General features: G+C 70.3%; 20 protein-coding genes. 6 read left to right on the forward strand and 14 right to left on the reverse strand.

The window, feature by feature from the left end; translation table 11 throughout:
• Positions 1–3 precede the first annotated feature (3 nt).
• The 10 genes from ACH4U7_RS22360 to ACH4U7_RS22405 all read right to left on the reverse strand — a co-directional run bounded on the left by ACH4U7_RS22360 (position 4) and on the right by ACH4U7_RS22405 (position 13142).
• Positions 4–846, reverse strand: a complete 843-nt coding sequence (locus ACH4U7_RS22360; protein WP_398529610.1) for a 3-hydroxyacyl-CoA dehydrogenase family protein — start codon at positions 844–846, stop codon at positions 4–6.
• Entirely contained in the window at positions 843–3839 is a 2997-nt protein-coding gene (locus tag ACH4U7_RS22365; protein WP_398529611.1) for a type I polyketide synthase, read from the reverse strand. The genes ACH4U7_RS22360 and ACH4U7_RS22365 overlap by 4 nt, the downstream gene beginning before the upstream one ends.
• Positions 3836–6238: an amino acid adenylation domain-containing protein gene (locus ACH4U7_RS22370; RefSeq protein WP_398529612.1), complete on the reverse strand. Its 2403-nt coding sequence runs from the start codon at positions 6236–6238 to the stop codon at positions 3836–3838. Before ACH4U7_RS22370 ends, ACH4U7_RS22365 begins: the two co-directional genes overlap by 4 nt.
• The gene (locus ACH4U7_RS22375) at positions 6238–7722 is read right to left on the reverse strand and encodes an FAD-binding protein (protein WP_398529613.1); all 1485 of its coding nucleotides are present in this window, start codon (positions 7720–7722) and stop codon (positions 6238–6240) included. The genes ACH4U7_RS22370 and ACH4U7_RS22375 overlap by 1 nt, the downstream gene beginning before the upstream one ends.
• The gene (locus ACH4U7_RS22380; RefSeq protein WP_398529614.1) at positions 7715–8704 is read right to left on the reverse strand and encodes a phosphotransferase; all 990 of its coding nucleotides are present in this window, start codon (positions 8702–8704) and stop codon (positions 7715–7717) included. Before ACH4U7_RS22380 ends, ACH4U7_RS22375 begins: the two co-directional genes overlap by 8 nt.
• On the reverse strand, positions 8701–9957 hold the full coding sequence (locus tag ACH4U7_RS22385; protein ID WP_398529615.1) for a hypothetical protein: 1257 nt from the start codon (positions 9955–9957) through the stop codon (positions 8701–8703). Before ACH4U7_RS22385 ends, ACH4U7_RS22380 begins: the two co-directional genes overlap by 4 nt.
• A 2-nt stretch (positions 9958–9959) precedes the next feature.
• A complete protein-coding gene (locus ACH4U7_RS22390) occupies positions 9960–10937 on the reverse strand; it encodes a transketolase family protein (RefSeq protein ID WP_398529616.1) in 978 nt (325 codons plus the stop codon).
• Positions 10938–10947: 10 nt separating this feature from the next.
• Positions 10948–11727 (reverse strand): transketolase, encoded by a 780-nt coding sequence (locus tag ACH4U7_RS22395; RefSeq protein WP_398529617.1) that lies wholly within the window; start codon positions 11725–11727, stop codon positions 10948–10950.
• A gap of 68 nt (positions 11728–11795) precedes the next feature.
• Positions 11796–12539: an ArpA protein gene (locus ACH4U7_RS22400; RefSeq protein ID WP_398529618.1), complete on the reverse strand. Its 744-nt coding sequence runs from the start codon at positions 12537–12539 to the stop codon at positions 11796–11798.
• 108 nt (positions 12540–12647) lie between these two features.
• Positions 12648–13142 (reverse strand): aconitase family protein, encoded by a 495-nt coding sequence (locus ACH4U7_RS22405; RefSeq protein WP_398529619.1) that lies wholly within the window; start codon positions 13140–13142, stop codon positions 12648–12650.
• Between the two features lie 480 nt (positions 13143–13622).
• Between ACH4U7_RS22405 and ACH4U7_RS22410 the strand changes: the two genes are divergently transcribed.
• From ACH4U7_RS22410 to ACH4U7_RS22430, 5 genes are all read left to right on the forward strand, one after another.
• The gene (locus ACH4U7_RS22410; RefSeq protein ID WP_398529620.1) at positions 13623–14627 is read left to right on the forward strand and encodes an aminotransferase class IV; all 1005 of its coding nucleotides are present in this window, start codon (positions 13623–13625) and stop codon (positions 14625–14627) included.
• Entirely contained in the window at positions 14624–15685 is a 1062-nt protein-coding gene (locus tag ACH4U7_RS22415) for a Gfo/Idh/MocA family protein (protein WP_398529621.1), read from the forward strand. Before ACH4U7_RS22410 ends, ACH4U7_RS22415 begins: the two co-directional genes overlap by 4 nt.
• A gap of 605 nt (positions 15686–16290) precedes the next feature.
• On the forward strand, positions 16291–17256 hold the full coding sequence (locus tag ACH4U7_RS22420) for a DUF3500 domain-containing protein (protein WP_398529622.1): 966 nt from the start codon (positions 16291–16293) through the stop codon (positions 17254–17256).
• The gene (locus ACH4U7_RS22425) at positions 17234–17407 is read left to right on the forward strand and encodes a hypothetical protein (protein WP_398529623.1); all 174 of its coding nucleotides are present in this window, start codon (positions 17234–17236) and stop codon (positions 17405–17407) included. Before ACH4U7_RS22420 ends, ACH4U7_RS22425 begins: the two co-directional genes overlap by 23 nt.
• Positions 17404–18447, forward strand: coding sequence for an endonuclease V (locus ACH4U7_RS22430; RefSeq protein ID WP_398529624.1), 1044 nt, complete (start codon positions 17404–17406; stop codon positions 18445–18447). The genes ACH4U7_RS22425 and ACH4U7_RS22430 overlap by 4 nt, the downstream gene beginning before the upstream one ends.
• A gap of 25 nt (positions 18448–18472) precedes the next feature.
• Here ACH4U7_RS22430 and ACH4U7_RS22435 read toward each other — a convergent pair whose 3' ends face one another.
• The 3 genes from ACH4U7_RS22435 to ACH4U7_RS22445 all read right to left on the reverse strand — a co-directional run bounded on the left by ACH4U7_RS22435 (position 18473) and on the right by ACH4U7_RS22445 (position 20603).
• Positions 18473–18868 (reverse strand): hypothetical protein, encoded by a 396-nt coding sequence (locus ACH4U7_RS22435; protein ID WP_398529625.1) that lies wholly within the window; start codon positions 18866–18868, stop codon positions 18473–18475.
• Between the two features lie 163 nt (positions 18869–19031).
• Positions 19032–19280, reverse strand: a complete 249-nt coding sequence (locus tag ACH4U7_RS22440) for a hypothetical protein (RefSeq protein ID WP_398529626.1) — start codon at positions 19278–19280, stop codon at positions 19032–19034.
• A 165-nt stretch (positions 19281–19445) separates the two neighbouring features.
• Positions 19446–20603 (reverse strand): hypothetical protein, encoded by a 1158-nt coding sequence (locus ACH4U7_RS22445; RefSeq protein WP_398529627.1) that lies wholly within the window; start codon positions 20601–20603, stop codon positions 19446–19448.
• A gap of 553 nt (positions 20604–21156) precedes the next feature.
• On the opposite strand from ACH4U7_RS22445, the gene ACH4U7_RS22450 reads away from it, so the two are divergent.
• Positions 21157–21294 carry a hypothetical protein gene (locus tag ACH4U7_RS22450; RefSeq protein WP_398529628.1) on the forward strand — a complete coding sequence of 46 codons (138 nt, stop codon included), beginning with the start codon at positions 21157–21159 and terminating at the stop codon, positions 21292–21294.
• 79 nt (positions 21295–21373) lie between these two features.
• On the opposite strand, the gene ACH4U7_RS22455 is transcribed toward ACH4U7_RS22450, so the two are convergent.
• Complete coding sequence (locus ACH4U7_RS22455; protein WP_398529629.1) at positions 21374–22762, reverse strand: helix-turn-helix domain-containing protein; 1389 nt, start codon at positions 22760–22762, stop codon at positions 21374–21376.
• Positions 22763–22794 lie beyond the last annotated feature (32 nt).

The following is a 22794-nucleotide window of genomic DNA, read 5'->3' on the forward strand; positions in this document are numbered from 1 at the left end:
CGTTCAGTTCCCGTCGTAGGAGTAGAAGCCGCGGCCGCTCTTGGCCCCGGTCCGGCCCTCGTCGACCATCCGGCGCAGGTGCGGGTGGGTGACGAACTCGTCGGTCCCGTAGTGCTCGTGCAGGACCTCGAGAGTGCGCACGACCGTGTCGATGCCGATCAGGTCGGCGGTGCGCAGCGGCCCGGAGGTGTGGCCGAGGCAGCCCCTGAACAGCTCGTCGACCTGGCTGGGTGTGGCGACACCGTCCGCGACGACGGCGGCGGCGAGGTTGACCACCGGCATCAGGACGCGGTTGATCACGAAGCCGGGGGCGTCGTTGACGACGACGGACCTCTTGCCCATGCGGCCCAGCAGTTCGTCCACCGCGGCCAGTGCGGTGTCCGAAGTGGACGGAGCCCGCACGACCTCCACCATGTCGATGCGGTCGACCGGGTTCATGAAGTGCACGCCGACGACGCGTCCTGGGTCGGTCAGGCACTCCGCCAGCCGCGCGATGGGGACGGCGGAGGTGTTGGCGGCGATGGTGACGCCGGGCGCCAGCACCTTGTCCAGCAACGGGTACAGCTCGCGCTTGCCCTGCTCCGACTCGGTGGTGTTCTCCACCACGAACCCGGCGTCGGCCACGTCGGCCAGGTCGGTGGTGGGACGGATGTCCAGGTGCCGCGGTCCTCGGCCGCCGAGCAGCGCGGCCAGCCTCTCGTGCCGCCGGACGGCCGCGCGGGCCGTGTCCAGGGCTGCGGGGTCGGTGTCGACGAGGGTGACGGCGTAGCCCGCCGCGGCGGCGGCGTGCGCGACGCTGGAGCCGATGACGCCGGCTCCGATCACTCCGAGCGTGGATGTGCTCATGACGCTGGGCTCCCGTGGTCGATGGGCTCCGGTTCGTACTCGGTGGCGGTGAGCCAGGCCTCCACCTCGCGCGTCATGCCGCCGAGGGTCGCGGAGGCGAAGACGACGGAGGAGGGCACTGCCCGTCCGGTGAGCTCCTTGAGGCCCGCGATCAGGTGCACACCCATCAGGGAGTCGCCACCGAGGTGGAAGAAGTGGTCGTCGGGGTGCACTTCGCGCAGGCCGAGCAGGATGCGGAAGCGGTGGGCCAGGAACTGCCCGACCGCGGAGCCGGGTGCCTCGCCCGGCTGCGGCGGTGCGGGCGTCTCGGGCACCGTCTCGGTGTGCCGCGCCGCGACCGGCGCCGACCAGGGGTCGGCAGGCGGCTCGGTGTCGGGCAGGTACCGGCGGCGCAGCAGGGCGCGCGGGGGCAGGGTGGTCCGGCGCCGCGGGCCCTGATGCAGGCGCGGCCAGTCGGCCTCGACGCCGTGGGTCCACAGTTCGCCCAACGCCTCCAACAGGATCTGCCGGTCACCGGCGTTCTCGTAGGACTGCCGCACGGTGCGCACGCATACGGCGTCCGGGTCGACCTGGGCGATCCAGGGACGGGCGGTGCCGGGACCCACCTCGACCAGGACGCGGTGGCGGGCCAGGACGAGCTCGGTCGCCGTGCGGAAGCGCACCCGGCTGACCATGTGGTCGCGCCAGTAGTCCGGCTCGGGCGTCGTCCCGTCCAGCCACCCGCCGAGCACGCTCGAGGCGATGGGGATCCGGGCAGGCTTCAGGTCCACGTGGCGCAGGTCCTCGCCGAGCTTCGCGGCGGCACCGGCGAGCTGCGGGGTGTGGAACGGGTGCGCGGCGTCCACGGGCAGCGTGCTGAACCCCTCGGCGCGCAGCCGGTCCGCCAGCGCCGACACCGCCTCCGGGCGGCCGGAGAACACGCAGTGGCCCGGCCCGTTCTCGGCCGCGATCCAGGTGTCCTCGACGGCGTGCTTCTCCACCTCCTCGGCGGCGGCGAGCACGCTGAGCATGGCTCCGGGCCCGGCCGTCTTGACCAGGTCGGCCCGACGGGCGATGGCGGCCATGGCGTCTTCGGGTCCGATGACGCCGGCCAGCACGGCCGCCACCCACTCCCCCAGGCTGTGGCCCAGCAACGCGGCCGGGCGCACACCGAGGTCCATCAGCGTGCGGGCCATGGCGTGTTCCATGCAGAACAGCGACAGGTGCACCTCACGCAGTTCACGGGGGACCGGGGGTGCGTCTTTGCGGCGCAGCAGGGCGCGCAGGTCCACGCGGTCGCCCCCACGCTCCGGGCGGGTCGGCTCGGTGGCGAACGACCGGCCGACGGCACCGTCGGTCAGCGTGTCCGCCACAGCCACGACGGCCCGGAGGTTGCGGGCGAACAGAGGGTCCGTGCGGGCCAGTTCGGAGCCCATTCCCGGGTAGTGGCTGCCGATGCCCGGCAGCACGAACACGACCTCGGGGGCGTCGGTCGTGGTGTGGCCGCGCTGGATCCGCAGCCGGTCGGCCGCGAAGGCGTCGGCCACCTCTGCCTGCGAACGGACCACCGCGTAGGCGCGGTGCGGGTGCCGGTGGCGGGCGGTCTGGGTCGTCCAGGCCGCGTCCGCGACACGCGAAGGGCTCTCGGCCAGGTGGTCGCGCAGGGCGGCCAGGTCGGCGTTCAGGGCGTCCGGGTGGTGGCTCGACAGCAGCAGCAACTCGGCGTCGTCGGACGACGGCGTCGCCGATGCGACGGGCGCCTCCTCCAGGACGACGTGACAGTTCGTGCCGCCCAGGCCGAAGGCGCTCACCCCGGCCCGCCGGAGCCGACCGGGCACGGCGGGCCAGTCCAGGGCCTCGCCCAGCGGCCGCAGCGGGCCGGACCGGGCGGCCAGGTCGGACGGCAGCCGCTCGAAGTGCGGCGTGGCGACGAGACGCCGGTGGCGCAGGGACAGCACCGCCTTGGCGAAGCCGGCCAGGCCGGCCGCTTCCCTCAGGTGCCCGAGGCCGCCCTTGGCCGCCCCGACGTGGACGGGGTGGCCGACGCCGGCGAACACCTCGGCCAGCGCCGACCACTCGGTGGAGTCGCCGATGCGGGTTCCGCTGCCGTGCGCCTCCACGTAGTCGATGTCCTCCGGGTCGAGCCCGGCCACGTCCAGCGCGGCCCGGACCACCTCGACCTGGGCGGCGGCGTCGACGCCCGCGAAACCCGACTTGCCGGAGCCGTCGTTGTTCATGGCGGTGCCGCGCACCACCGCCCAGATCTCGTCGCCGTCGCGCAGCGCGTCGGCCAGCCGCTTGAAGACGACCGCTCCGGCACCGTCACCGGGGACGGACCCGCCGGCCGCCGCGTCGAACGGGCGGCACACGCCGTCCGGGGAGCCGATGCCTCCGAGCGGGGCGTCGTAGCCGCCGGGGGCGGGGACGCGGACCGACGACACGGCGGCCACGGCCAGGTCGCTGCCGTGACCGAGCAGGTCCTGCACGGCCAGGTGGACGGCGGTCAGCGCGGTGGAGCAGGCGGACTGCACGGTGACGGCGGCGCCCTGGAGGCCGAGCCGGTAGGCGATCCGGGTGGCGGCGTAGTCGCCGCGGTTGGTCACCTCCAGGGACTGGGCGTCGACGCCGGGGCGGCCGGCCAGCGCGCTGCCGACCCACCGCTCGTAGTCGCTGTGACCGACCCCGGCGTAGACGCTGACGGCCATCGTGCGGGCCCGGTCGACGTTGGCCGTGGTCAGCGCCTCGTCCGCCGCCTCCAGCAGGAGTCGTTGCTGCGGGTCGGTCAGCAGGGCCTCGGACGGGGCGATCCCGAAGCGGCCGGGGTCGAAGTGACCGGGGCTCGGCACGGATCCGTAGGCCGGCACGAACGTGGCACCCGCGGCGGCCTCCCGCCGGGTGATGCTGTCCTCGCCGGCGTCGAGGATCGACCAGTACCGTTCCACGCTGTCGCAGCCGGGCAGCCGCACGGACAGGCCGACGACGGCGACGGCGTCGTCGTGGTTGAGCTCGTTCACCTCGGGTCACCTCCTTCGACGTGGGTGGCGGTCCGCGAGCGGACGCGCCGGCGGCGGTCGGACGGCCGCCGGGCGGGCGTGCGGGTGGGCTCCTCGATGTCCAGCAGGCGGGCGCAGCCGCGCGGGGTGCCGGCGGCGAACACCTCGGACAGCGCCAACTGCCTGCCGGCCGCGGCCTCCAGCGCGCCCCGCAGCAACATCAGGCGCAGCGAGTCGCCGCCGAGAGCGAAGAAGTCGTCGTCGACGCCGACCTCGTCCAGTCCCAGGACGCGGGCCACGAGCTCGGTGGCCCTGCGCTGCCCGGGAGTGGCCGGTTCGACGTACGGAACGTCGATCTCAGGGCGGCCGCGGGACACGACCCGCAGCGCCTTGCGGTCGACCTTGCCGCTGCCCAGCAGCGGCAGAGCGGGCACCGAGGCGAGCCGCGCCGGCACCATGAAGTCCGGCAACCGCTCGGCCAGGTACTCGCGCAGCCGCTGGACGGGCACCTCCTCTCCCTCGGGCACGACGTAGGCGACGAGAACCGCGCCCTGGTCGGGATCCGGTGCGCTGACCACGGCGGCGTTGGCCACACCCGGATGGCCCCGCAGCACGGTCTCGACCTCCGCCGGCTCCACGCGCTGCCCACGCACCTTGACCTGGTCGTCGGCCCGGCCGAGGTACTCCATCTCGCCACCGGGCAGGTACCGGGCGATGTCCCCGGTCCGGAACACGACTGGCGGGTGGCCGGGGTCGTGCCGGTTGGGCAGGAACCGCTCGGCGGTCAGGTCGGGCCGCCCGAGGTAGCCGTCGGACAGCCCTGGCCCGCCGGTGTGGATCTCGCCGGGGATGCCGGGCGGCACCAGGCGGCCCGCCGGGTCGCACAGGTACACGCGCATGTCGAGCGGGACGCCGACGTTGGTGCCGGGGCCGCCGGTCCTGGGCGAGGCCGGGGCCGCGGTGCGGTGGCAGACGTAGTCCGCCTCGCTCAGGGTGTAGGTGTTGTGGACCTCGAAGCCCAGCGAGCGCAGTTCGTCCTCCAGGTCCTGGCTCAGCGCCTCGCCCCCGACGAACACGTGCCGCAACGCGGGCGCCGTGCGGAACGCGGGCTGGGTCAGCAGCAGCCGCAGCATCGACGGCACGAAGCTGACGGTGGTGACGCGCTCGTCGTGGATGAGCTGGGCGAGGTAGCGGTCATCCCGGTCACGGCCGGGCTCGGCCAGCACCGCGGTGCCGCCACCGGCCAGCGGCCAGACGAACTCCCGGAAGCTGATGGGCGACTTGAGCAGGTGCCGGTCCGCCGGCCCGAGGGCGTAGATGCCCTGTTCCAGCCGGATGCGGGAGGTGTGCATGCGGTGCGGGCGCACCACTCCCTTGGGCGCGCCGCTGCTGCCAGAGGTGAACAGGACGTAGGCCGTGGTGTCGGGCCGTGCCACGTCCGGCGGCGGTCCGGTCGGCTGGTCGAGGGCGAGCAGGGCGTCGACCTTCAGCGCCCGGTCGCCGACGGCGGTGTGCCCGCTCGACGTGGTGAGCACGGCCACCGGGTCGGCGAGACCGAGGACGTCCGCGGCCCGCGGCCCTGGCAGGGCCGGGTCGAGGTAGACGAAGCCACCGCCCGCCTTCCAGATGCCCAGGATCGCGGTGAACAGGTCGATGTCCCGCTCGCCGGTCAGCACCACGAGGTCACCGGGGACACCGATGTGCGGGAGCAGGGCGTGGGCGAACCGGTCGGAGGCGGCGTCCAGCTGTCCGTACGTGATGTCGGTGTCGCCGTGCCGCAGGGCCACCGCCTCGGGGGTGCGGGCGCTCTGCTCGCGGAAGAGCTGGTGCAGGGTGACGTCGGCGTGCGGTGTGTGCGGGGCGTTCCAGGCCTTCAGCAGGAGCGTGCGCTCCTCCGGCAGCAGCAGTTCGACGTCACCGGCGGCCTTGTCCGGGTGCTCGGCGATCTCGTGGGCGAGCAGCGCCAGGTGTTCCGCGACCCGGTCCGCGCTGCCGGCGTCGAGCACGGTGGTGTCGTGCAGCAGGTCCAGTGCGTCGCCGTCGACGGAGAGCGTCCACGCGGGCCGGCCGAGCACGGCCGACGGCTCCTCGACGCGGGCAGAGAGCACGGCGGCGTAGGGCTCTCCGTCGGCCGGCAGCGCGGCGGACCGCGGCCGGACGGCACCGGCGAGCGCGCCCAGCGGGGTGGTCTCCTGGTCGGCATCGCTGTCGTGGTGCACGAGGGCGTGGCCGTCGTCGGAGACTCCGACGACGGTCCAGCCCGCGTCGTAGCGGTGCAGCAGCAGCCGGCTCAGGGCGGCCAGTCGCACCGAGGCGTCGGGCCCCCTCAGCCGGGCGGCCGCCGGCGCGGTCAACGGTGCGGTGGCGTGCCGGAGCCTCGGCTCGCCGCGATCGGGGATGCGCTGCGGGAGGTTGATCATCACCGGCCCCCGCCCGCCACGGTCGCCAGGCCGGCCCGGCGGCGCAGCACGGACCGGGCCGCCGCCATGCCGGTCGCGGCGCCGTAGGTGATGCCGATGATCTTCGAGGAGCTGTCGCCGACGAAGTACAGGCCCGGGATCGACGACTCCAGGTCGTCGGAGAGGTCGAGGTCGGGGAAGAGCCGCTCGACGACGGGGGCGGCGACGGTGGCCGTGCCGGGCACGAGTCCGGGGTGCAGGGCGTTGAGCCGGTCGGCCATCGCCAGCACGTCGCGGACCAGCGACGCGGGAAGGCACTCGCGCAGGTCGCCGTGGTGGTAGTTGATCAGGCTGGTGGTCAGCGGGCCCTCCGGGGCGGGCCGCCCCGCCAGTTCGTCCACAGTGGACACGACCGGGAGCCCTCCGCCGTAGGCCGCGACCCTGGCCGCGAACGCGGCGGCGTGCTCGGTGCCGTCGATCCCCTCCGGCAGGTCGACCGTGGTGAGCACACCCAGGTTGGACTTGCTGGTGGGCTGGTTGAGGCAGTGCTGCCCATCCAGGGCGACGGCGTCCAGGAAGCCGTACTGCATGACCCGGCCACCCCCGCAGACGCAGAACGTCCGCACGGAGTGGCCCTCCTCGTTGAGGAAGGACAGCTTCGGGTTGTGGCAGCCGTCCAGCAGCCGGTCGAGGTCCTCCCGCCGCGCCTCCAAACGCACGCCGAGATCGACACGCCTGCTGGGCCGGTGGCGCACGCCGATCCTGCCGATGAGCTCGCGCACCCACGGCAGGCCGAGCTTGCCCACGCCCACCACGACGTCGTCGGCGTGGAACACGGCCGGCCCGTCGGGAGTCGCCGCGCGCACCTCGAACCCGCCGCCGGTGAGCGGCTCGACGTCCTCGGCCCGGTGGTACAGCAGCACGCGGCCGCCGTTCTCCTCCAGCTCGGCCTTGAGACGGGCGATGACGACCAGGGAGTCGTCCACGGTGACGCTCTGCGAGAACGCGGTGTCGACGTGCTGGAACATCGAGCCGAAGGCGTCGTCGTGATCGGCTTCGGCGGGCTCGGCGGGCGGCAGCCCCAGTTCGTAGAAGATCCGGTACGCCTCGGAGATCAGCTCCTGGGCGCGGCCGAACGAACCGAGGGCGCGCTCCAGCCCGCTGTAGGAGCGGACGGTGCCGTCCGGCGCCGACTCGATCTTGGAGCGGGTGAGCGAGGAGATGTAGCCGAGGTTGGTGTCGAAGTGGAAGGCGGCACCGCCGAGCCCCGTCAGGCAGGTGCAGCGGGGGCACTGCAGCCGGAACTTCTCCGCGTCCCGCACGGAACGCCCGTCCATGCGGGCCACCAGGCGGGAGCACAGGCTCTCCCGCATGTCGCCGCCGGCCTCCAGCAGGGCGACGCGGCGGCCGGCCCGCACCAGGGTCAGGGCCGCGAACAGTCCCGCGGGCCCACCGCCGATGACCACGGCGTCGGTCCGGACTGGCGTGGCGTTGGTGTCAGACATGGTTGCTCCCGTGGGCCGTTGGGCGCCGTTCGAGGTAGCGCTCGAGGAAGGGGCGGTAGAAGAGCCGGCTGGTGTCGCGGCCTTCGGCCTCGATGCGCTCGATCAGCCACTGGCAGGTGAACGGCAGCAGGTCGAGCACGCGGTCAGGCCGCTGACCGGTGTGGGTGCCGTAGTGGTCGAGGCCGCGGGCCAGCACGGAACCGAACCAGTGCTCGCCGGCGAAGACCTGGTCGTAGAGCCAGTCGAAGCCGCGCTCCTGGTAGTCGGGGAAGACCGCGAGCGCCGTCGTGACGAGCAGGTTGACGACGTCCATGGCGGCGATGCCGGTGGCGCGGTAGTCCTCGAAGTCCAGCACCCTGGCGGTGCCGTCACGCGGGTCGCAGCGGACGTTCCACGGGCCGAGGTCGCCGTGGGTCGGCGCCAGCAGTGCCGTGCGCAGCGCCTCGTCGGCGTGCTGGACGCCGAACTCCGGCGTACGGACGTAGTGGGCGGCCGTCTCCAGCGCGAGCTCGGGCGTGCTGGTGACGACGGGACCCGAGCGGTGCAGTTCGACGACGCGGTCCACGGCCGGGCGCAGCACCTGCCACAGGCCGTCGGGTGTGTCCGCGCCCGTGACGGCGGTGGGCAGGTCGACGCCGGGCAGGTAGCTCATGGTGAACCCGCCGCCCAGCGAGTCGAGCGGAGCAGGGCAGCCCAGTGGCGACGGAGGGCGGAACGAGCGGAGGACCTCGAACTCCTTCGCGAGCTTCGGATCGCTCTGGGACAGCGGGATCTTGGCCACCGCCACGGGCTCGTCGTCGACGTCGAGGCGGACGAAGGTGCGACGGCGGACCTTGCGGGCACTGGCCGGCGTCCAGGTGCTGGTGCTCACGCGCTCCGGGGACACCTCGCCCTGCCCGGTGCGTGCGCGGTGAGCGGCCAGCATGAGCTGGGCGATCTCGTCGGTGTCGACGGTGCGCTCCGCGAGGTCGGCGGCGGTCACGAGGTCCTCCCGGCGAGGGTGAGGCGGCCACCGACGTCGGCCAGCAGGTCGGCCAGGGCGGGGCCGCCGAGCAGGCCTGTGAGCTCGTCGACGGCGGCGTCGCGCTCCTGGGCCGTCAGCTGCCGGTAGTCGGCCAGCCGTTTGTTCAGGTAGTCGGCGAAGGAGCGGTACTCGGCCTCGTCCGAGAGGAGTTCGCGGGTGAGCCGGTCCAGCGCCCGCGTGCCCTCCAGGTCGTCCTCCGGTACCTCGAACCGGGTGCCGAGGTCGATGAGGCTGGCCGCGTTGTCACCGATCGCGGTACCGCGCAGGGCCCGCAGGTTGGTGACGTGCCCGTAGTGCTGTTCGGGCAGCAGCAGCGGGAGCTTGCGCAGGATGACCGCCTCGTGCAGCGAGGTGAGGCTGGGCGGCACCGCGTACAACGGGGCGTGGGCCAGGTGCCGCAGGAAGTCCTTGTGCGGCAACATCGTGTACTCGATCTCGACGCCGCCGTGGGTCTCGGTCACCGGCTCGCGGAACGCGCCGCCGCACACCAGGACGCGGCGCAGCTCCGGCTGCGCGGCCGCGAGTTCGGCGACCCACCGGCGCAGCAGGTCGAGATAGGCGTTGTGGGACTCGTAGTCCAGGAAGAAGTTCTGGAAACCACCCAGGTTGATCAGGAGGTCGGGGTTGCGTTCCGGCGCGGGGGCCGAGAGAGCGGCCTCCAGCGCGCCGCGGTCCACGATGGGGCCGCACAGTTCGATGTGGCTCGCACCCGCCTTGGTCAGCGACTCGATGCGCTCCGCGACGCCGGGGAAGTTCTGCGCGTACGAGCGGGTGGCCAGCAGGTGGGCCAGCAGGATGCGCTCGTGCGGCGTCAGCGTGTCGAAGACGAACCGCGCGGTCTCGTCGTCGGACCAGCGCACGAGCTGAGCGCGGGCGGCCAGTTCCTCGATGCTGCGCTCGGTGAGCCAGAAGCTCAGCAGGCTGTCGAAGAACAGCACCGGCACGTCGGCGCGGACCGCCCAGAACACGAGTTCCGCGTCCATCACGCTCACCACGAAGTCGGCCTCGGCCAGGCCGGCCGCGACGTCCTCGTACCGCTGGGTGTCGCCCTCGTTGATGTTGGTGAAGCGGTGCACGTGGCGCCGCGCGAAGTCCAGCGCGACGTCGCGACCCGTGAAGTCGATCGTGGCGCCCTGGAACAGCGGCGATATGGCGGTCAGTTTGGAGATGGGTCCGAAGCCGCAGGCCTGGGCGCTGGAGAAGATCCTCATCGTCACGCTTCCCTCGTCTTCCGGTTGCGGTAGCTCAGTACGGCGGACCGGATGCTCTGGCCGTCGACGCCGTAGAAACGGAGAAGTTCCTGGTGGGCGGCGACCGGCGGGTACCGGTGGTCGGTGTGCAGGCTGATCACCGCCGGACCGCGGCGCCCGAGTGCCTCCGCGGTGGACTGGCCGAGACCGCCGGGCGCCAGGGATTCCGCCGCGGTCACGACGAGCGGCCGGCGGCCGGCGAGCTCTCGGATCGCGGTGGCGGGAAAGGGGTGCAGGGTGGTCACTGAGGCGACGGCCGCCGCCACCCCGTCCGCGGCCAGCCCGTCCGCGGCGTCGAGCGCCTCGGCCACACATCGCCCTGTGGCCAGGACCAGGACGTCGTCGCCATCGCGCAGCAGCCGGGGAGCGCTGGGATCACCGGCGGAAGCGGCAGGCGGCAGCACGGGATCAGGGCGCGCGGACAGCCGCACATAGGCCGGTCCCGCGGTGTCGGCCAGCACGGCCCGCACCACGGAGACGGCGTCGGCGGCGTCGGCCGGGCAGTACACCCTCATGCCGGGCATGGCCGACATCAGGGTGATGTCGTCCGTGGCGTGATGGGTGGGGCCGAGCGGGCCGTAGCCGAGGCCACCACCCACGCCGAGCAGCACGACCGGAAGGCCGGGCACGCACACGTCCAGCCGGATCTGTTCGTACGCCCGGCGGACCAGGAACGGCGCCATGGCGGCGGCCACCGGGCGCAGGCCGCTGCGCGCCAGTCCCGCGGCGACGCCGACCAGGTTGGCCTCGGCGATGCCCGCGTCCACGTAGCGACGCGGATCCCGCTCGAGGACCTGCTGGAACAAGGCCCGTCCGTCCGCGCCCAGGGCGATCAGCCCGGGATCGGCGTCGACGGCGTCGGCCAGCACGGGGGCGAGTGCGGCCCGCATGCTCTGCGGCGCAACGGATGGGCGGTGCGGTGTGATGGATGTGGTGGTCAAGGTGTTCTCCTCACGCCGTCGCGGTGAGCGCCGCGACGGCGATCCGGCGTTGGACGGCGTCCAGCTCTCCCATGTGCCAGGCGGGATCGCCCTCGGCGAAGGGGACTCCCTTGCCCTTGGTGGTGTGGGCGATCAGCACCGCCGGGCCGTCACCGGCTTTCAGGGCGATGAGGGCGTCACCGATGGCCGTGATGTCGTGGCCGTCGGTCTCGCCGACCCGCCAGCCGAAGGCGCGCCACTTGTCCGCCAGGGGTTCCAGCGCGCAGACGTCCTCCGTGTCACCCTCCTGCTGGAGGCGGTTGCGGTCGACGACGGCCACGAGGTTGCCGAGCCGGTGGTGGGCGGCGAACTGCGCCGCCTCCCAGTTGCTCCCTTCGTCGAGCTCGCCGTCGCCCGTGAGCACGTAGACCCGGCGGTCCTCGCCGGCGAGCCGTGCGCCCAGCGCCAGGCCACTTGCGAGGGACAGTCCGTGGCCCAGCGCACCGGTGGCCGCCTCGATCCCGGGAATGCCGTCCGACGGGTGCCCTGGCAGCTCGTTCAGGTCCGTGGTCAGCACGCCCAACTCGGCGAGCACGGCGTACAGGCCGTAGACGCCGTGGCCCTTGCTGAGGACGAGCAGATCGCGGTCCGGCCAGTCGGGGCGGGCTGGGTCGCGACGCAGGATCCTGGTGTAGAGCGCGGCCAGCACGTCGATCAGCGAAAGCGCGGGGCCCAAGTGGATGGCCTTGCGCGCCGCTAGTTCGACGACGCGGAGTCGGGCCCGCCTGGCCAGTTCGTCCGCGTTCGACATAAGGAACACTCCTCGCGAGAACGGGGTTGGAATGAGCCGGATAAGCGCGGGGTAAAGCCGTCTGGCTTTTAGATGCGGAAAAGGTCTTCCATGGTTTCGTGCGAAATTTCCTTGCTCAGATCCCGTTCGGCCGCGTAAGCCATGTTGATGATCGTGCGCGTGGCGCCTTCCTCAACGGGGTGTACGCGGTGCAACGTGGTGTCGGTACGCAGCAGGTAGATATCACCGGGCTGCAGCTCGTACGAATAGATGGGGTGGTTCACGAGCTGCTTGAACACCTGCGGGTTCTTTTTGTCCCATGTCGTGTTCGGCACCGTCTGGACGAATCCTCCGAACTCGACGTCCGGGCAGTCGACCACGAAGATCACGCCGAAGCTGTAGTCGTCCCAGTGCCAGCCATGCGTGTCACCAGGCCGTTCGAGGTGCGTGATGATGTAGTGCTCGGGCTCGTACGGGCACTCCAACACCTGTTCACCCGCGATGCTGCTCAACGCCCTGATGAAGGCAGGGCTGTTGTACAGAGCGACGGCCGCGCCCGCGTGAGCGCGGATGTCGGCAGCGGTGATGTTGCGCATGTACCGCGGGCTGTTGCTGGTCTCCGCGAGGTGCAGATCGCGCCGGACGGACTGTCCAGCCAGCAGCTCGTTCACCTCTGCCGAGACCACGGCTTTCACGTCGTCCGGCAGAAGGTACGACACGAGCGCGAAGCCCGTTTCGTAGAACGACTTGCGCGAAACCCACAGCTGCTCGTTGCCCACCTCACGGTGAACGTGCTCCTCGATGGACGAATCCAGTGAAGTTGCAATGGACAATTCCGTCTCCCTAGTCGGTCTTTTGCAGCGAAAGAATCCCCCACTGAATTCGGCTCCGAATCTGACGCCCCGACAGCTGCAGGTTTGTTCAGTCGGTGTCACCGACAGTTAGCCGGGGTCGCTCGCCTTGGCCAACATGTTGGGCGCGAGCGTGCCCTGGATGTTCATCCCGATGGTTTCCAGCACGCGCAGCCAGTGGTCGCCGGCACAGATGATGCCGACCATGTCGATCACGCGGACGCCGGAGCCGAAGACAGTGAACGCGCCGCAGATCTCCGAATGCGAGTTCACGTTCGGCACGACCGTGCCCGGGCGGACCAGACCCTCCTCGCACATGAACACGTCGCAGATACGGTAGCTCTGACCGTATGGGCAATGATGCTCAACGCCCTGCCCGGACGCGACCAGGGCAATGCCGGCGACCAGCCGTCTGGATTCGGTGCCCTTGGTCAGCACCAGGTGGTCGTCGAATAGCGCGATTCGATCCGGGTCCCAGACCTCGACATCCGCACCGAAGGAGTTGCTGTCGTCCTCGATCACGACGTGGTCGAGGCCACCGGAGTCCGGATTCCGCCTGAACAACTTCTCGCCAGTCTCAGACATCTCTCCACCTCCTGATCGCGACCGGGCAGATGCCCACCTGTGGTCGAGAACGGTCGTCTCTGCCGCTCCCGGTGGACCCGAAAGGAACGTGCCGCATTTTTGTATCAGCCTGGTTCGCCCGGTTGCCAGTGATGTAAATGCCACCTAAACGCCCGTCTATACCTCGTCTAAATGAAGTATTGTCGGCGCCTTGAAAACTTGGACAGCTGCTGGCTGCCGTGTTGTGATTGGAGCCACGGCGCCCGTGATCACCACAGGTCGGCTGCGAATCGAGCTGCACGTACCAGCAATTCACTTCGAGGGAGCACCATGATTTCTGGCACGGCACGAACGACAGGGTGCGGATGTCAATCGGCGTGCAGCTCAGGCACATCGACGCCTCGTTCGACCGGCCCCGACAGCTGACCCTGCCAGCCAATACGGCTTTGCGCGCATAGACATCCCCGTTCTCTGTCCCATCCTTTCCGGAAAGGAACATTCATGTCTGCTGGCTACGGGCGGCTGATCTGGCGCAACGGCGTCCTCATGCCGTGGGAGGAGGCCACCGTCCACATCAGCTCAGTGGGCCACGCCTCGGTCTCAGCCGCGTTCGAAGGCGTGCACTCGTACTGGAGCAGCACGCGGGAGACGCTCCACGGCTTTCGGTTGCGCGACCACATGCAACGCCTGCTCGAATCGCTGCGGATGAGCTGGATGGAGCCCGAGTTCGACGCGGACGCGCTCGTCACCGCGACGGTCGAACTCCTCACGTCCTGGCAGACCACGGGCAAGGACCTGCACATCCGCCCGTGGGGCTTCGCCGCCGGAACGCATCGCCAACAGATGGTGCCGCGCGGCACCCCGGCCGAGATCGCCATCGAGACCTGGGAGTTCGAGAGCAAGCTGGGCCAGGGCCGCACCTGCACGCTCGCGGTCAGCTCGTGGCCGCGGTTCAACCACGGTGCCTCACCGGCGTCGATGAAGGTGTTCTCCAACTACCACAACGGCCGACTGGGCAACATCGACGCCAGAGCACGCGGGGCCGACTGGCCGATCTTCCTCAACACCAACGGCCACGTCACCGAGTCGTCGGGGTCGTGCATCGCCCTGGTCAAACGCGGCCGGCTGGTCACCCCGACCCTGTCCGACGGTGTGCTGGACAGCATCACCCGACGCACGCTCATCCAGCTGGCCCAGGAGGAGCTCGGCCTCGACGTGGAGACCAGGCCGGTGGAGCGCACCGAGCTGTACCTCGCCGACGAGATCTTCCTCATGGGCACCTCGGCCGAGGTGCTGCCCGCCGTCGAGGTGGACGGCTTCCCGATCGGCGACGGCAAGACCGCGGGCGAGATCACGCAGGCGATCGAGGCCTGCTACCACGACACCGTGCGAGCCGTGACCGGCAAGCACGACGAATGGCTGACCCCGGTGCACCTCGACCGAGCTCCTGGCGCGCCGTCGTTCCTCTCCCCCACTGGTTCGAGCGAAGCCGGGAGTTCGAAGTGAAGCGTCTCGTCCATGCCGTCGTGGGCTGCGGCCGTGTCGCCCCCAACCACGTCGACGGCTTCTCCGTCCTGCCCGACGTGGAGGTGCGCTGGGCCTGCGACCGCGATCTCACGACCGCGGAGTCGCTGGCTCGTGCGCACGGCCTGCCGCGCGTCACGACGGACGTGCACGAGGTGCTGGCCGACCCGGAGGTGGACAGCGTCTCCGTCGCGACCGGGCACGCCACGCACCACGGGCTGGTCGCGGCGGCGCTCGAAGCGGGCAAGCACGTGCTCGTGGAGAAGCCGCTCGCCCTCGGCGTCGAGGACGGCGCGGCCCTGACGTCCCTCGCCGAGCGCGCCGGACGGGTGCTGTCGGTCGTCTCCCAGCACCGCTACGACCGCGTCGTCACCGCCGTTCGGGACTGGATCGGGGCCGGCCTGCTGGGCAGCCTCGTCTCGGGCGTGGTCAGCCTGCAGTGCGGCCGCGACGACGCGTACTACGCGGGCAGTGACTGGCGCGGCACCTACGCGGGTGAGGGCGGCTCGGCCCTGGTCAACCAGGGCTACCACGCGCTCGACGTGACCCGCTGGCTGACCGGCGGGCTCGCGGTGGTCGGCGCGGCCGCCGGGCACACCGCGCCGCGGGGCGGCATGGAGACCGAGGACACCCTCGCGGCTCTGCTGCGCGGCCCGCAGGGCGCGCTCGTGACCTACCAGGTCACCGTGGCCAGCAGCATCGCCTGGCGCACCCGCGTCGAGATCATCGGCAGCGGAGGGTCGGTCCTGTTCGACCTCGACCACCCCGGGACCCTGCACGTGGCGGAAGGCAACGAGGAACTGCGCGCGGCGGCGGCAGAGCTCGCCTCAGCGGAGGTGGAGCAGGCTCCGCCGGGGATCGGCTACTACGGCATCTCCCACCGCCGGCAGATCGCGGATTTCGCGGCGGCCGTGCGGGACGGGCACAAGATGATCGCCGACGACCGGGCCGGGCTGGACACCCTGATCCTGCTCCAGGACATCTATCGTGTGGCCCGGCACGAGGTGGCGGCACCCGTCCTGTCAACGCTGGGGAGCTGAGTCACCGGTGGCGGAGATCGTGGCTGCAGTCGGCGTCCCGCACACCTCGGTGTCGCCCCTGCGAGCGGCAGCTTCTCACTGGAGGTCGGCGGCCCGCGCACACTGCCCGGCGAGTCATACGGCATTCCGCGGCCGGACTGGGCCGGTGCGGTCGCCGGCCGGCTGCGCCGCGGGGAGCTGAACAGCCCGGTCGGCGCGGCCACCGCGAGCCGGATCGAGGAGGCCCGGACCGGCGACGGCGGAGGCCCTGCGCACGGATCCACGACCGAAACTCGCCGCCAGCTGTCCGCGGAAGCCGCCCGCTGTCCGCGGATGAGGTGGACGAACTACTGCGGGGCGACGTGGCCGCCCTGCACCGGCGCGGGGCGCATCCGGTGCTGCTCGTACGCCTGGCCCAAGCCCGACTCTTCGGCCTCGATCCCCACCTCTACGCGGCCCGCATCAAGACCGCCGAGCCCCCAGGAGCGCAGTCCCGCGCCTACTGCTGTGCTGTTCCTGTTTCGGTCGCGGGGCAGGTATCGAGTTCGGAATGGCCTGGGAATGGACTGGGCCAGAATTCAATTCGTCAAGCAGTTTCTGGAAGCGAGTGAATGGGAGTTCGAAACATGCTGCACGACGTCACCGACGCCACGCGCCGGTTTATTGGTTTGCTGGACGCTGACCAACGCGAACACGCGATTCGCGCGGTCACCGACGACGATCTCAGGCACCGCTGGGGGTATGCACCCGGCACACGACCTGGCCTGGTGCTCGGCGATCTCCGGCGAGACCAGCGGAAGGCGGTGCACGGCATGCTCGCGACAGTGCTCAGCCCTCACGCCTACACGCAGGCCGCGGCGGTCATGGCGCTGGAAGACGTCCTCGACCACCGAGAGGGCGGGCACCGCGACCGTCACAGCGGCGACTACTGGACAATCCTCTTCGGCACCCCGGACGGCGACGAACCGTGGGGATGGCGAATCGAAGGCCACCACCTGTCGGTGAACGTCGTCGTCGCCGACGGCCGCGTCTCGGCGACACCGTTCTTCCTCGGCGCGAACCCGGCCCGCGTCACCTACCGCGGCCGCGTCGTCGGCCAACCGTTGCAGCTCGAAGAAGAACTCGCCCGCGAACTCCTCGACCGCATGGGCCCGACCGCCCGCCGCCTCGCCGTCGTGTCGGACCTCACGCCACACGACATCCGCAGCAGCAACTCCCCGCGCATCAACCCATCAGAACCGGTCGGCGTGACACCGGCGCAACTCGACAAGCCCGCCGGCGAGCTGCTGGTCGACATCATCCGCTTCTACCTCGACCGGCTCAGGCACGAACTCGCTGACAAGGAGTTCGCGCAGATCGACCAGGAACGCCTGCACTTCTCGTGGGAGGGCTCGCTGCGTCGCGGCGAAGGCCACTACTACCGCGTCCAGGGCCCGGAACTGCTCATCGAGTACGACAACACATTCAACGAGGCCAACCACATCCACACCGTCTGGCGTCGCCATTCGGGTGACTTCGGCGACGACCTCCTTGCCGCCCACTGCGACGCGTCACGGCACACTGTCGCCCTTGGAGTGGCCCAGAACGGTTGACGACGCCGTCGCCCTGCAAGAACGCCTGCGCACCCAGGTGATCACCACCAGCGCTCCTGACCTGCGCAGACACACTGTCGCGGGCCTGGACGTCGGCTACCGCACCAAGGACACAGTTGCGGGCGTCTGCGTGGTGCTCTCGATCGAGTGACCGTCGTGCCGGACCTGTTGGTTGCGGACGGTCAAGGCCTCGCGCACCCAGGCCGGTTCGGCCTGGCGTGCCATCGCGGCGTGCACACCGGCATCCCGAGCATCGGCGTCGCCAAGAACGCCATGGGCACGTTCGAGCAACCCGGCGAGGAACGCGGGCCGACGAGCGACCTCGTCATGGACGACGAGGTCGTCGGCAGACGGCGTTTCCCTGCCTCTCCCACACTGACCACGCCACCACGGCACGAGAGGAAACCGATGGAAGTCCGTCTGGACGGCCGCAGCGCCATCATCACAGGTGCCAGCAAGGGTCTTGGGCTCGCGATGGCCAAGGAATTTGCTGCCTCCGGCGCCAACGTGGCGATCCTGGCCCGCAATCCCGATACGCTGGCCGAAGCCAAGGCTGTTGCATCGGCCGGCGCCCAGGGACGGGTCGAAACCTTCAGCTGCGACGTTTCCAAGGCGGCTGACATCCAGAAAGCCTATGATGCGGTCGTCGGCGCGTTCGGGCAGGTCGATATCCTGATCAACAATGCCGGCCAGACCCGGTCCATGCCGTCGGACCAGATTACCGATGACATCTGGCAGGAAGACCTGGATCTGAAGCTTTTCGCGGCGATCCGCCTTACCCGGCTTGTCTGGCCGGGCATGAAGCAACGCACATGGGGCCGGATCATCAACGTGCTCAACACCGGGGCCAAGACACCGCAGGCCAATGGTGCCCCCACGGTGGTGTCGCGTGCGGCCGGCATGGCGCTGATGAAGGTCCTCGCCGGTGAGGGCGCCCCGCATGGCATCCTGGTCAACGGCATGCTTGTCGGCCGGATCGTGTCGGATCAGATCGCGCGTCGTTACAGGGCCGAGGGAACGAACGTTTCATTCGAGGACTATGTTGCCAAGGCCGGCGCCAATATCCCGGTCGGCCGCATGGGCAAGGCCGAGGAGTTCGCCGCCATGGCCTGCTTCCTCTGCTCGGATCATGCGGGCTTCACTACCGGGACGGCGATCAATATGGACGGCGGCGCCTCGCCCGTGGTTTGACGCCGCCGGGTCGCGGTCCGGGCCTTTACTCGTTGCCGTCGGTGGGCGGGCAGGAGGTCGCCCAGGGCAGCGTGGCCGATCGTGCCGACCAGTCGATGGGGGTGCGAGGGGAGATTCCTTGGCCGGCGGTGACGGTGTCGGCTGCGGCGGCCGGGAACCGGACGGGGCCCAGCAGATTGGTGATCAGCCTCCACTGCTCAGTGCGGACGGTGCTATCGGCCAGGGTGACAGTGCGGGTCGCCTCGATCACGCGCTTCGGCAGCGTCACGCGCAGGACGCCGTAGCCCATGCGGGCGGTGTAGGAGCCGTCATCGCGGAGGCCGGGACCGTCACGGGCGAGCTCCTGCCGTGGATCGCTGCCGCCGAGATGGCCGCGGACCTGCCCCTGTCCCTGATGGACCACCGCGACGGCGAGGGGCACGCGTTCACCGCCTGGGGACCCGGCTGAGACAGCAGGACGGCACACGGACGAACAGCGGCCCCGGAACGCGGCAAACGGCGTTCCGGGGCCTGGGGAGAGCACGGGAAACGATGGAACGACGGAGGGACGGGACGATGAGCGTCCATGCGATCGACCGGCTGTGTTACTTGCCGGGAGCCTCCCACGACGCGGGCAGCCCCACGGTCGCCGCCACGAACTCGTCCGCGTCGAACCGCGGCTCCAGCCAGCTCAACCGGAGCGAGTCCAGCAGGCGTTGCATATGCTCGTGGGACCGGAAGCCGTGGAGCGTGTCACGTGTGGCGCTCTCGTACGAGTGCACCCCCTCGAAGGCGGCGGACACCGAGGCGTGACCGACCGAACTGACATGGACCGTGACCTCCTCCCATCGCATGAGTGTTCCATCGCGCCACACCAAACGCCCGTATTCGGCAGATATGTTCATTCCTCTCTGCCCACTTCAAGCCACCGCTCGTTCCGACGCACCGCTAGCACATGAGAAATTGACGAGTCTTCACGTGCAGCCGAGTTGTCAAGTCAGTCATAATCACAGTCAAGTTCATCCGTCTTTGCGCGTCCGCAGATCCTCGAACGCCACGGACGCCAGCGGCGGCTCCACGCCCGCCTCACGGCACCAGCGCAGGGAGAGCCCCAGCGGCACCCCCAGCTCCGCACGGATTCGGACCAGGTTCCGCGCCAGCTCGTTCGGCCCCCCGGACAGCAGACCCGAACTCATGACGTACTCGCGGCCCCGGTTCACGACCCGTTCGAACGCCGCGCATTCGTCCCTGACGTGTCCCCGCGACCGCACGGACAGCGGGGAGAACCCGGCCGGTATCCGGTACGTGGCGTCGGCAGCGTCGATGACCTGGGACAGCAGGGGTACCGGGATGCCGTGGACGGCCAACTCGCCGCCGATCGTCCGGATGAGCCTGCGAAGGACGTGGTGGCGGCCCCGGGGACCGGGGGCGATCCCCTCTCCGAGCAGCAGGACGGCGGCACTCGACACATCGGCGAGAAAGACGGAGCTGGGGCCGGGTTCCGTCGGCGCGCCGGCCGTCACCGCCGAGATGTCGGCCGCCAGCCGTGCCAGTAGCGAGGACACGCCGCCCCCTGGCGCCGACGGGCCGATGCCGTCGGGGCGCGTGAGCCCGTGCTCGGAGGCCACCATCTCGAAGAGAGGCTGTCGCGCGGCGGTCAGCCGCCCGGCCTTGGCCCGGCGCTCGACGAACTGGATGTGAGCGACGGAGGCGTGGCAGCCGCAGACGCAACCGGGGCCACAGTGGGCGAATGAAGGTGCCCCCGAAGGCCGCCGCAGCGTCAGGCACGGCCCCAGCGCCGGGTCCATTCTCGACGGGACCCCGGGAAGACGGTCACTGTGCACGACCCTGTCCCGGGCGACTTCGAGGGCCAGCAGGCCCCGCCGTACCCGCGTCGCGTCCTCGGGCTCCGCGGAGAGCAGGAAGGTGAGTTCCTCAATCTCCGTACCGGACCGGCCCAGTGCCTCCATGACGTCCCGCAGGGCCGCCGCGTACGGGCGCGCCCCGACCCAGACGGCCCCGACCGTGCGTCCGGCGCTGGGCGGGGAGGCCGGCGGGAGAGCCGCCAGCCGACTGGTGTTGAGGATCCACTGCAACACCACGGCACCCCCCGCGTCCGGCTTCGAGGAGCTCGCCAGGGATCTTCGCCACTCCGCGTCCGCGACAGAGGTGAACAACGTGGATCCCCCCTCGCCCGCGAGCAGAGGTCGCGGCGGCCGTCTGCGATAACCGGCCCGCACCAGACTCTCCGCGCATGTCAGCGCCGCATCGGCCCCGGGTCCATCCGCCCGGGACTCCGCGATGCCACTACCCACTCGGGCCCCTCCCCCTCGCGCCTCGCATCACCTGTCAAAGCAAACTTTACCGTTGTCATAAATTCGATCATGGGGAGTCACTATAAGAGTCACTAAATTTTGGGGCAGGGTGCCAGTCATGCGATATATGGACAAACAATGCGTTGTCACCCTAAAGGGTCCGACGCCAAAAGGTGCATTCACCTCTTTTCAGGGCGAACCTCTGACCGTGGTCGCGTGTTGACTGGCCAAGTCAAGGCGTGTCAACATTCCTGACCGTGCGGTAAGGCGGCCACAAAGCACATAACGGCTTGTTTTATCCGCGCTCCTCCACCCCCCGTTGAAGTGCCCAGGAGAGGACGGAAAAATGACGCACTCGCGTCCGAAGCGGATTTCGTTAGTCGCCGCACTGCTGATATGCGGACTGAGCCTGCAGATGACGGCGACACAGACGAAGGCCGGGGTGATCCCTCGGGTGGACACGGCGGCCGCCCAGGCGACCTTCGGCATCCCCACCGTTGCCCGAGAGGTCCTCTCGATGCTCAACGACCCCGACATCCCTGTCTGCTGCTGACAGGCTCACCGGACGGCTGTGGGGGGCCGACTGGAGAAAGCCGGCCCCCCACAGCATGTGACGCCCTCCGGTGTCCGCGTCAGGTGCTCGACGCCACCGACTGTCCCGTGAAGGTCTCCCGGTGCCCCATGCATCGCAGGCTCTGCCGGTACGCCCACACGGCGCGCTCGTCATCGCCGCACAGCTGGAGAATCTCGGCCAGTTCGGCCCAGGCGAAGGAGGCCTGTCGGCTGGCCTCCGACGCCTCGAGCATCAGGGCGCCCCGTTCATATGACTCCTGGGCGGCCGCTCGCTCGCCCTGTACCAGCCGGGCGGCTGCCAGGACCAGGTGGTTTCGCGCGCTCTGCAGACGATGGTCGGGTCCCAGAAGGGACAGTGCCCGTTCCGCGTGCTGGATGGCGCCGGGCGCGTTCCCCAGGCGGAGCTCGGCATGGGCCAGCGCGGAGAGGCAGTACGCGACATCCACACTGCTGCCGACGTCGCGCAGGGTCGCCAGGCTCTGTTCGAGCACCTGGCGCGCGGTCTCCGGCTGCGGTGTCTCCGACTGCAGCAGCACCATGGCATAGGCGTTGCGCAGCCGGGCGAACGCCCGCTCGTCCTCGCCCTCGGCGTAAATGGCCAGGGCCTTTTCGATCAGCACCAGCGCATCGGCGGTCTGGCCATTGCGGTGCATGACCACGCTGGCGTTCCAGTACGCGGCGCCCAGAGCCCGGGAGTCCATGATCGTATCGGCCTGGTCGATCGCCTTGGTGGCCAGGTAGCGGGCGCGGTTCAGATCGCCACGCTCCATGTAGACCCCGACGAGCGTGGACAGCAGCTCGACGCCGATCACGGTCGGGGCGAGCTGGAGCTCCTCTAGTTCCCGCAGCGTGGACTCGGCCAGTTCGATGGCGTGCGAGAGATCTCCCAGCTCCCGGTAGCACCGGCACAGAGCGATCACCAGGCTGAGCCGCGACACCAGATCCGGCCGCCGCACGGAGTGCGAGCGCAGCGCCTCCAGCCGGGTCACGGCCTCTTCGAGTCGCCCCGCGTGCTCGAGCGCACGGGCTATGCCGTGCTCCGCCTTGTACCAGATCTCGGGCTGGGAGTCGGCCGTCACGGAGCCCTGAACGGATTGGTACGCCTCCAGCGCCGCCTGGGGGTCACCGTTGTTCAGGGCCATCTCGGCATAGTTGAGCTCGACCTGCAGTTCATTGACGGAGGCCTCCACCGTGGCACCAGTCAATTCGGACGCGTCACAGCCGAGTCGTTTCGCCAGCGCGACCAGAACCTCCACCGACGGCGTGCGCTTTCCCGCCTCAAGCAAAGAGATGTAGCTCGGCGACAAACCATCCCCAGCCAGATCGGCCTGGGACAAGCCAGCAGCCCGGCGTAGTCGTCGTATGCGTGCACCCACGTCATGCGAGACGCTCATATTTACTCCACGACCGTATTGACAGGGCTTGACTAGAGAGTCAAGTTTACCCATGCGGTCAACTATAGATGCGAAAACCTCGCTCC

Source organism: Streptomyces sp. NPDC020845 (genome assembly GCF_044334165.1).
Classification (GTDB): Bacteria; Actinomycetota; Actinomycetes; order Streptomycetales; family Streptomycetaceae; genus Streptomyces.